Origin of the sequence: Shewanella sp. MF08487 (assembly GCF_050848685.1) — a bacterium.
GTDB lineage: Bacteria > Pseudomonadota > Gammaproteobacteria > Enterobacterales > Shewanellaceae > Shewanella > Shewanella glacialipiscicola.
This window is the reverse complement of the sequence record NZ_JBOZPB010000035.1, coordinates 19,481-30,186: the sequence shown is the minus strand read 5'-3', so window position 1 is coordinate 30,186 and position 10,706 is coordinate 19,481. Positions and strand designations below refer to the sequence as shown.

9 protein-coding genes are annotated in these 10,706 nt (G+C 44.3%); 8 read left to right on the top strand and 1 reads right to left on the bottom strand.

Annotated elements, in window-relative coordinates:
* Positions 1-143: 143 nt before the first annotated feature.
* From ACRN9H_RS18400 to ACRN9H_RS18365, 8 genes are all read left to right on the top strand, one after another.
* Positions 144-1,133 (top strand): hypothetical protein, encoded by a 990-nt coding sequence (locus ACRN9H_RS18400; protein ID WP_432315643.1) that lies wholly within the window; start codon positions 144-146, stop codon positions 1,131-1,133.
* Positions 1,134-1,648: 515 nt separating this feature from the next.
* Entirely contained in the window at positions 1,649-2,503 is an 855-nt protein-coding gene (locus ACRN9H_RS18395) for a Tim44 domain-containing protein (protein WP_432315641.1), read from the top strand.
* A gap of 568 nt (positions 2,504-3,071) precedes the next feature.
* Positions 3,072-3,491: a D-ribose pyranase gene (rbsD, locus tag ACRN9H_RS18390; protein ID WP_432315639.1), complete on the top strand. Its 420-nt coding sequence runs from the start codon at positions 3,072-3,074 to the stop codon at positions 3,489-3,491.
* A 27-nt stretch (positions 3,492-3,518) separates the two neighbouring features.
* Positions 3,519-5,024, top strand: coding sequence for a ribose ABC transporter ATP-binding protein RbsA (gene rbsA, locus ACRN9H_RS18385; RefSeq protein ID WP_432315637.1), 1,506 nt, complete (start codon positions 3,519-3,521; stop codon positions 5,022-5,024).
* On the top strand, positions 5,021-6,004 hold the full coding sequence (gene rbsC, locus ACRN9H_RS18380) for a ribose ABC transporter permease (protein WP_220772179.1): 984 nt from the start codon (positions 5,021-5,023) through the stop codon (positions 6,002-6,004). The genes rbsA and rbsC overlap by 4 nt, the downstream gene beginning before the upstream one ends.
* Positions 6,005-6,017: 13 nt before the next feature.
* Positions 6,018-6,902: a ribose ABC transporter substrate-binding protein RbsB gene (rbsB, locus tag ACRN9H_RS18375; RefSeq protein WP_432315635.1), complete on the top strand. Its 885-nt coding sequence runs from the start codon at positions 6,018-6,020 to the stop codon at positions 6,900-6,902.
* A 14-nt stretch (positions 6,903-6,916) separates the two neighbouring features.
* Entirely contained in the window at positions 6,917-7,840 is a 924-nt protein-coding gene (rbsK, locus tag ACRN9H_RS18370) for a ribokinase (RefSeq protein WP_432315633.1), read from the top strand.
* A gap of 101 nt (positions 7,841-7,941) precedes the next feature.
* Positions 7,942-8,946: a substrate-binding domain-containing protein gene (locus tag ACRN9H_RS18365; RefSeq protein ID WP_432315631.1), complete on the top strand. Its 1,005-nt coding sequence runs from the start codon at positions 7,942-7,944 to the stop codon at positions 8,944-8,946.
* Positions 8,947-9,060: 114 nt separating this feature from the next.
* On the opposite strand, the gene ACRN9H_RS18360 is transcribed toward ACRN9H_RS18365, so the two are convergent.
* A complete protein-coding gene (locus ACRN9H_RS18360; protein WP_432315629.1) occupies positions 9,061-10,425 on the bottom strand; it encodes a sodium-dependent transporter in 1,365 nt (454 codons plus the stop codon).
* Between the last annotated feature and the right edge of the window lie 281 nt (positions 10,426-10,706).

The window sequence follows — 10,706 nt, the reverse complement described above, 5'->3', positions numbered from 1 at the left end:
ATTATATTATTGGCTATTACAGCCAAGTCAGGCCACATCATTATAATGCAGGATTAAGCCCAAATGAATCAGAGCGAAGATTTTGGGAAGATTCTAAAACCGTGGCCAAATTTAGTTGACCACTTCAACTAGAAAGTGATGATATGACAGTTAAATGTATAGTGATAGTTCCGCTAGGTAAAATTTATATTCAAGAAACAATCACTCTTGGAAAGTATGTATTTTTTTGTCGTAAGGAATTCGACCCCGAACCATATGATCGCTTTTCAGATTTTGATTGTGAGTATGTTCAGTTTGAAGAGGATCTAAACTACAAGGATTTATTGCGACTTAACAAAACGTTTGATCATAATGATTATGTAATTAATAAGTGCTTGTCTATTGCAGAGCATGCGTTAGATCTTGTTAGGTACTCTCATAGTTCATTTAAGGTTAGAGAATTCACCCCAAATCCGGCTGGGCAAATGAATGATGGTTTTTTCTCCGTCAACATTATTCCAATGGGTAAGACACATCTCAAGCCATTTAAATTATCTGGGATTTCGAGACCTATCTCTGTAAGTAATAATTGGTTAGGACCGCAAGTCGATGGTTTTTGTGCTCCGGCTATTAGCTATCTTTCTTTTATTTATAGTAATGATATCAACAATGAAATCGCTAATTCAGTGGTATCTGCGTTGAGATCATGTCGTCAGTCATTCTACTCAATTGGTTCTGAGTCTCAGTTTTTAAACTTGGTGTTTACATTGGATGGTCTAGTCGATCCAGAATGGTCTGGGTGGAAGCATAGAACGTATATTGCAGCTCTATTGTCAAAAGGATCTTCTGACGCTTTTGAGAAAAAGCTAGAGATGTACGATATGTTGTACACGGATGTGCGAAATAAGTTGGTGCATGAGGGGAAAGACTTCTATCAATTTGATGTAGACCCTGATGAGTCTTGCGAGGCAATGTTCAGTTACATCAAAGATGTAATAGATTTGATAGCTAGTAAAACCTTTAACTCCAAAAGTGAAATGAAGGATTACGCGATCGATTTACTAAGGAAACCAGAATATATTGCTAAGTATACTAATGTAATCAACGTTGTTTCAGCATTAAGAGGAAAGGATCCTCAAATACCAACGTGGTAATGCTGGCTAACAAATAAGGATATGCCGCGCGTAGCCGCGGCCTTATCCCAAGTGTTGTAAAAAGATAGGGCAAACATATCTTTTCTCTATAGCGATTGCTCCAAATATTAGTTCAAGAAATATGCATGCTTAGATGGTACTTCGATCTTGGTATTGAACTTCGGGGAGTTCTGGCTATCAGGATGCACAATAGTTAACGGGATTAAGCACTGCGTGTAAGTGATCGTTCGTGACAGGGATGTCACGGTCGAGCACACAGGGATGTGCTTGTTGCGCGTCACTGGAATGACAGTGCTTAATCATTTCTCACGTCACAGAGTCAGAACATATACATCTTTTGAGGTACTCTTCGTCGAATCTTTTTTATAACTAAAGCCAGTGAGTCACTGGAATGGCAGTGCTAATAGCAACTCACTAAATATGCAAAAGATAATTAGCCTCCGCTTTTTCATAGTTGACATATAATGTCACACCGTTATGATGCCAGCACCTCTGGTTATATAAAGATCCTATAAATGAAAAAGTTATTTATTATGCTGGCGATGATTTTTGCGGTTAGTTTGGTTACTAGCCCAGTTGTAGAAGCAAAAAAATTCGGCGGTAGTAAATCGATTGGCAAAAGCCATCAAACAGCTCCGGCTCAGCCTGCGGCGACTAACACTCCTACTACGGCACCAGCGGGCGCGCCGGGTAAAAAAGGGATGATGGGCGGCATGTTAGGCGGTTTATTAGCGGGCGGCCTATTAGCTGCGCTGTTTATGGGCGGCGGCTTTGAAAATATTCAAATTATGGATATTTTGATAATCGGTTTGCTGGCATTTGTGTTATTCAAAATCGTTCGTACTGTGATGGCCTCAAAGGCAGGTGCGCAGCAAAGGCCTGCCTATGCGGGTGCGAGCCAACCAAGCCCTAATATGCAGCGTGAAGCAGCAGAGCAAACAGGGTCTGCTAACAGCGGTGGCAATGGTTTTGGCCAAGCGGCAAGCGATGTTCCGTTTGATTTGCCAGCAGGCTTTGATTTACCAGGCTTTTTAGAAGGCGCGCGCAGCCACTACAAAACGCTACAACTGGCGTGGAATGAAAACGACTTAAGCAAAATCCAAGAGTATGTTTCTATTGATCTTTACAATGAACTCAGCAACCAACGTCGCGAGTTAGTTGGTGACCAGCACACTGAAGTGATGTTTTTGGATGCCGAACTTGTCCGCGCCACACACAATGCAAATCTTGCGGAAGTGAGTGTTAAATTTAGCGGCCGCTATCGCGATACCGTTGAAGGCGTAGAAGAAGAAATTAAGGAAATCTGGCATTTAGAGCGTAACGTCACGCAAGCCAACTCACCTTGGTTAATCGTGGGTATCGAGCAGTAATCAGTACGCACTCAAAGCAGCCTTATAATCTCTTAAGGCTGCTGTCTTTATTCCTCGCGAGTTGTCAGCACTAAGTTCACAGCTAATGGTGCAGAGCTTTTATAGCTTCAGTTTCGGTTGTATCCATTCAAAAAATAACCATTAATGCGCCTAGTATTAAAAAACCTTAGGAACTGTGAAACTCTTCTCTTCGGGTGCATTTGGGCAAGTTAGGGATATCTCTCCATCGTTCTATTCTGCGCCTTACTGTCGCCAGTCATACCCATCTGAATATTAAAGACATATTGTTACCACCCCGGTCAGATTGTTGCGACTGATAGCTGTTGTTAATCAATATTGTTTTTTATTAATTCAATTTTAAGTCTATTCATTTTACTGCACGATTGTGATTTGCATCACATTTTTGGTATTGAACTGCTGCAAAAGATTCAATAACTTCTTACAGTCACCCTCATCGAAACGATTGCGCAAACGGTTTTCTTGTGTTTTTCGCGGTGATTGTCCACAAATAATCCTGTGAATAACCGACTATACCGTTGGGTGTTGACTTAACGTTGTGGGAAAATAAATGAAAAAAACGACCCTACTGAACCCTGCTTTATCCGCTCTAGTGGCCCGATGCGGTCATTTTGACGAGATAACTATTTGTGATGCTGGCTTACCGATCCCAGCCAATGCCGAGCGTATCGATATGGCATTATCACCCGGTGTGCCCGATTTGCTGTCTTGTATTGATGCCATTTTGAGCGAGCTGCAGTTGCAATCAGTGACCTTAGCGCAAGAAATCATTGATATTAATCCGCAAGTACATCAACAAATTTTAGAGCGAATTGCGCAAGAGCAGAAGCTTTGCGGTCGTCACATCAATATCATTTATATCAGCCACGATGCCTTTAAACTCCAAAGCCATAACAGTCGCGCCATAGTGCGCTGTGGTGAGTGCAGCCCTTACGCCAATGTTATTTTCAGTTGTGGCGTACCCTTTTAACGGATTATGGATAAGGGTCTGATAGATATGCAATCAGCCATTCTCAAATTAGACAAAATAGTTAAAACATTTCCTGGAGTTAAGGCGTTAGATGGTGCCAGCTTGCAGGTTTATCCCGGTAAGGTCATGGCCTTAATGGGGGAAAATGGTGCTGGTAAATCAACCTTAATGAAAGTGCTGACCGGCATTTATCAGAGTGACGGCGGCAGCATTGAATACCAAGGTCAAGCCGTTAAATTTAATGGTCCGCGCCAATCACAATTAGCAGGGATCAGCATTATTCATCAGGAGCTTAATTTAATTCCTGAACTGTCGATTGCCGAGAATATCTTTTTAGGCCGTGAACCTTGCTATCGCTTTGGTGGGATTGATTGGCCAGCCATGTATCGCCAAGCTGACCAGTTACTGGCGCGCTTAGATGTTAAACATAGCAGTCGCACTTTATTGGGTCAGTTAAGCTTAGGCGCACAGCAACTGGTTGAAATTGCAAAGGCCATTTCTTTTGAGTCTAAGGTCATCATCATGGATGAACCGACAGATGCGCTCACCGATGTGGAAACCTTAAGTCTGTTTCGAGTGATTAACGAGCTTAAGCAGCAAGGTTGCGGCATCGTTTATATTTCCCATCGCCTCAAAGAAATCTTCACTATTTGCGACCATGTCACTGTGCTTAGAGATGGCCAATTTATCGCCGAACGTTGCATCAATGACTTAAGTGAAGATTCCATGATTGAGCTTATGGTGGGTCGTCAGCTCGATGAGCAATATCCCTATCAAGATCACCGCCAAGAGCATGTCTGTCTTGAATTAAAAGATTTACGCGCTGCAGACTCATCCGCTGTGAGCTTTAAGCTGATGCAAGGCGAGTTACTGGGTATAGCAGGGCTGATGGGCGCGGGTCGAACTGAGTTGATGAAGCTGATTTTTGGTGCGATTCCAATCCAGTCGGGCAACATTTTACTTAACGGCCAGTCGCTGACTATCGAGTCGAGCCAAGATGCGCTTGCCAATGGCATTGCTTATATTTCTGAAGATAGAAAAGGCGAGGGTTTGTTACTCGGCCTCTCAGTCAAAGAAAATATGTCACTGTGCAGCTTGGGGGAATTGTCGCAGTTTGGACAAATTCAACATCAGCGTGAACAAGCAAAAGTGGCCGAGTTTATTCAAGCCTTCAATATAAAAACGCCGTCACAAGAGCAATCGATTGGTTTGTTATCGGGTGGTAATCAACAAAAAGTCGCCATTGCTAAGGGGTTAATGACTCAACCTAAGGTATTGATCTTAGACGAGCCGACCCGCGGTGTTGATGTCGGCGCTCGTAAAGAAATCTACCAACTTATTAATCAATTTAAAGCTCAAGGACTTGCGGTGATCATGGTGTCATCAGATATGCCTGAATTACTGGGGTTAAGCGACCGCATCTTAGTGATGCACCAAGGTCAAATTAGCGCTGAATTTGAACGCGATCAAGCAGGGCAAGAACAGATACTGGCCGCAGCCGTTGGCAAATACCAAATAGAGGAAATCCTATGAAGCCTGCAAGTACTCACCTTACGGCAGCGCCATCGCTATCAAGCGTCCGCGTTAAAGCTTGGTTGATTGAGCAGAAATCACTGTTAGCGCTACTGTTTTTAATCGCATTAGTGTCGATGCTCAACCCGCATTTTTTCAGCCTTGATAACCTGCTAAACATTTTTAGACAAACTTCGGTTAATGCCATTATTGCAGTGGGTATGACCTTAGTGATTTTAACCGCGGGTATCGATTTAAGTGTCGGTTCTGTTTTAGCGCTATGTGGCGCTCTTGCTGCGACCTTGATTGGTATGGAAATCCCAGTATTTATTGCTGTACCTACAGCGTTGGTTGCTGGTGCGAGTTTAGGTGCCATTAGCGGCATCATTATCGCTAAGGGTAAAGTGCAGGCGTTTATTGCGACCTTAGTAACCATGACGTTACTGCGTGGCGTAACTATGGTGTATACCGATGGCCGCCCAGTGACCACGGGTTTTACCGATGTCTCCGATCAATTCGCATGGTTTGGTACGGGTAACGCCTTGGGCATTCCTGTTCCGGTATGGTTAATGGTGATTGTGTTTGCTGCCGTTTGGTATCTGCTTAATCACACGCGCTTTGGGCGTTACATTTATGCGGTGGGCGGCAATGAATCCGCGGCTAAGTTGTCTGGTATCAATGTTGATCGCGTTAAGATTGGCGTTTATGCCCTGTGCGGTACCTTGGCAGCGTTAGCGGCCATTATCGTGACGTCGCGTTTATCATCGGCGCAGCCGACCGCAGGTGTGGGTTATGAACTCGATGCTATTGCTGCTGTAGTGCTAGGTGGCACGAGTTTAGCGGGTGGTAAAGGTCGGATTATGGGCACCTTAGTGGGCGCTTTGATTATTGGTTTCCTCAATAACGCGTTGAATTTACTCGATGTATCCTCCTATTATCAAATGATCGTTAAAGCCAGTGTGATCTTGCTGGCAGTAATGGTCGATAACAAACATAAATAATAAGGTTAATGATATGAAATTTTTAAATATGGCTATGAAGGCGAGCATGCTGTCTCTTTCTCTGACTTTGGTGAACAGTGCTTTTGCACAAGATACTTTAGCTATGGTGGTATCAACCCTTAATAATCCTTTCTTTGTAACCATGAAAGAAGGTGCTGAGGCGAAAGCACAAGAATTGGGTTACCGTTTGATTGTGCTCGATTCACAAAATGATCCCAGCAAGGAATTAGCCAATGTGGAAGATCTAGTCGTGCGCGGTGTTAAGGCTATTTTGATTAACCCAACCGACTCTGATGCGGTAGCGAATGCCATTCGACTCGCCAACAGCAGTAATATCCCCGTCATGACATTAGATCGTGGCGCAAATAATGGTAAAACGGTTAGCCATATAGCGTCAGATAATATGGCTGGTGGCAAACTGGCTGCCGAGTTTATTTTCCAGCGCTTAGGTGCCGATGCCAAGGTGATTCAATTAGAAGGTATCGCAGGGACGTCTGCGGCGCGTGAGCGTGGTGAAGGCTTTAGGTTGGGTGCGATTGAGCATAAATTGACAATCTTAGCGAGCCAACCAGCAGATTTTGACCGCACTAAAGGGTTGAACGTGCTTGAAAATCTATTAATTTCTAATCGTGATGCGAATGCAGTATTTGCCCAGAATGATGAAATGGCACTCGGTGCAGTACGCGCTGCGCAAGCTGCGGGTAAATCCTTGCTGATTGTTGGTTTTGATGGCACTGAAGAAGGTATTGCCATGGTTAAACGTAAACGCTTAGCCGCAACGATTGCCCAACAACCAGAATTGATCGGTGCTTTAGGAGTTGAGTCAGCGGATAAGCTGCTAAAAGGCCAGACAGTTGAGGCATTTATCCCAGTACCATTAAAAGTGATCAGCCAATAATTAAGGAAAGCATCATGAGCCAACTAGTTGTATTAGGCAGTGTTAATGCTGACCATGTAGTACAAGTACCGAGTTTTCCTCGTCCGGGTGAAACCTTGATGGCATCTGCATATCAGGTTATTGCGGGCGGTAAAGGGGCTAATCAGGCCGTTGCTGCTTCGCGTCTTGGTGCTAATGTCGCGTTTATTGCCTGTGTGGGTGATGATGATTTTGGTTTGCGGATATATAAAGAATATCAAGCTTTAGGCATTAATGTTTCAGGGCTGATGATCGCGAGTAACATGACCACTGGGGTGGCGATGATCCAAGTGGCTGATAGTGGTGAAAACAGCATTTGTATCGCCCCAGGCGCGAATGCAGCTTTAACGCCCGCAATGTTGGCTCCACACCAACATTTAATCACTCAGGCAGATATCTTGCTGATGCAATTAGAAACCCCGCTAGAAACCATTCTTAGCGCGGCGACTATGGCAAAAGAAGCGGGGACTTTAGTTGTGTTGAATCCTGCTCCTGCCATGGTATTGGCTGATGAACTGTTGGCAAAAGTGGATATTATTACTCCCAATGAAACCGAAGCTGAATTGCTGACGGGTATAAAAGTCGATAGCATTGACAGTGCAGCACTTGCCGCCGCACATCTGCATACTAAAGGTATAGCAACTGTGATGATCACCTTAGGCAGTAAAGGCGTGTATCTTAGCGAGCGTGGTCAAGGCCAGCAAATTGCAGGTTTCAATGTAACAGTAAAAGATACAACGGCCGCTGGTGATACTTTTAACGCAGGCGTGTTAACGGGATTACAGCAAGGCAAAACGCTAAATGAGGCTATCATCTTTGCCCATGGCGCAGCAGCGATTAGTGTTAGTCGCTTTGGTGCACAAACCTCTATCCCGTTACGTGCAGAAGTGGATGCTTTTTTAGCTGAGCAAGCTCGATAATTTATAACTTTGTAATGCTGATCACTTTGTAACTTATACTGTTGCAAAGTGATATTTAAGCCTCTAATGGCTAATGATATTTAGGAACCTGAAGCACGATCATGGCCACCATTAAAGACATCGCTAGGCTCGCACAAGTATCAACCTCTACAGTCAGCCATGTGCTGAATAACACTCGGTTTGTGAGTGACTCAGTGAAAGATCGAGTATTAATGGCAGTTAAAGATCTCAATTATGCGCCATCAGCGTTAGCTCGTAGCCTTAAAACTAAGAATACTCGTACCTTTGGCATGCTGGTCACGACGTCGACTAATCCATTTTTTGCCGAAGTGGTTAAAGGAGTTGAAGCCCACTGCTATCTCAATGGCTATAGCTTAATTTTATGTAATACCGAGGGTGATGCTGATCGCATCCGTTTTAGCTTGTCGACCTTACTGCAAAAGCAAGTCGATGGTTTATTACTAATGTGCAGTGAGGCTGAGGCCCCAGCATTTTCCCAACTTAGCAGCCAGCCTAATTTACCCACTGTGGTAATGGATTGGGGACCGACAGATTTTCAATGCGATAAAATTCAAGATAACTCTCGTCAAGGCGGTTATTTAGCGACTCGCTATTTAATTGAGCAAGGCCATAAAGATATAGGCTGTGTCAGTGGGCCATTAGATAAACTCCCATCTCAACAACGTTTGGCTGGTTTTGTCGATGCAATGACAGAAGCTAACTTACCGCTCCAGCCTCAATGGCAAATAAGTGGTAATTTTGAATGCGATGGTGGTGGCGCTGCTTTCGAGAGTTTAATGCAAGCACCCACGCGCCCTACAGCTATGTTTGTGAGTAACGATGTGATGGCAATGGGTTTTATCCATGCGGCCTACTATGCGGGAATTAACATCCCTGAGCAGCTGTCAGTGATAGGTTACGATGATATTGAATTAGCGCGTTACTTAACGCCAGCGTTAACGACGATTCATCAGCCGAAACAACAACTCGGGCGTACTGCCGTAGAGGTGTTACTCGAACGCCTTAATAATCCAGGCTCATCAAGTAAAACTATTCAACTAGAGCCAAGCCTAGTAATCCGCGACACGGTCAAATCTCGACTCTAATTTTATAGCCGTTGAGTTAAGAGTCTTGAGCTCGGTGTTTGATAAATCAATAACTTAGTTTTACATGAAAAATCCCAGCACATCGCGGGGATTTTTTTTAGCTGAGCAAAACTATTACACAAACTGCCTGATGGCGATTGCCAGAATCAACACTGGACAAACATACTTCACATACCTTGGCCAGATGCGCCAGAAAAGCCCCGAGCTATCGACATGTTCTTGCTCACGTATGGCCCTAATTAACTGTGTTTGGCGCCAAATCCAACCTAAATAAATTGCAATGCCGAGAGCAACTAATGGCTGGGCTATTTGGGTGGTGAGCGTGACCATGAAGCTAAATAGCGCTTCAAAAAATACCGCCAGTAAGAGGGATAATGACGTCAGTAATAAGCCGATGATCAAGGTCGCGCGTTGGCGGCTGAGTGTAAACTTTTGCATCACATAACTCGTCGGCACTTCGGCGATTGAAATAGCAGAAGTTAAGCCTGCGATGATCAGCAGAATAAAGAACACCACGCTGATGACGAGGTTCGCCGTGTCGCCTAAGGTTGAGAATAAGGCGGGTAAAACGGTAAAAACCAACGCATCTGAATCGAGTAATTTACCCTCGGCATTAAAAATTTCTACGCCATTATGCTGGGCGACATACATGGCCGGAATAATTAAAAAAGCCGCGAGAAAGGCGATGCCACTGTCGGTAAAAGCGACCCAGACGGTTAGCTTGGCGATATTTTCTTTTTGATTCAGATAACTGCCATAAACCATCATGGCACCTGTGCCTATGGTGAGGGAGAAGAAGGTTTGTCCGAGTGCGCTGATCAAGGTATCTGGCGCGATAGCCTTGGCAAAGTTGGGTGTTAATAGCGCATTAATCCCTGCGCTGGCGCCATTAAGGGTGAAGATATACGTCACGCCTGCAATAAGCATGATCAACAATAGCGGCATTAAGCGTTTAGACCATTTTTCGATACCTTCTTGCACGCCTTGCAGTAGTACCAAAAACACCAGTGTGCTAAAAATTAGCGTAAACAGCAGATTACGTGACAGCGAGAAATCCACTAGCCAGGCCGCAGTATCGTTCGAGCCTAAAGCCGTGGCAATGGGGGCTATGGCGTAGCTGACAAACCAGCCAGAAAGAATGCTGTAGAAGGTATAAATTAATCCTGCAGTTACGATAGAAACCAAACCTATGGTCTTGCCTAAGTTACGGGTTAGCGCGTTAAAGCCGAGCTTGCCCATGGCATCGGCGGGGTTGGTTTGTCCGTGGCGACCAATCATGAGTTCGGCCATCAGCATGGGAATACCTAGGATAAAAATCAGCACGAAGTAAACCAGTAAAAAGGCACCGCCGCCATGGGTGGCCGCTTGGGTGGGGAATCCCCAAATATTGCCTACGCCAACGGCGCTACCGGCTGCCGCCATGATAAATCCTAGGCGTGAACTGAAGTGATTAGTTGAATTTGTATTGGCCGCTTGCATTGTGCCTCCCGTAAAATGAAGGCGTATCTTAGGCGGATAAAGCAAAATTTCAACGCAATATTAACGCGTTAATGTGATGTTAATTAGCTGCTTTATCTCAAATATTGGTAATTTTTTGACGTTATATTTCGCTTTAAGGCTTTGCGTGAGATTAAGTTGCTAGTAGGTATAAATAAGGGCTCAGCGTTAGAGAATAATTGCTATGATAAAAATTCAATGAATGGTGATTACATGCTCAAAAAACTGGCAGCGGCAGATATTCTACTGATGTTTAAACGCCA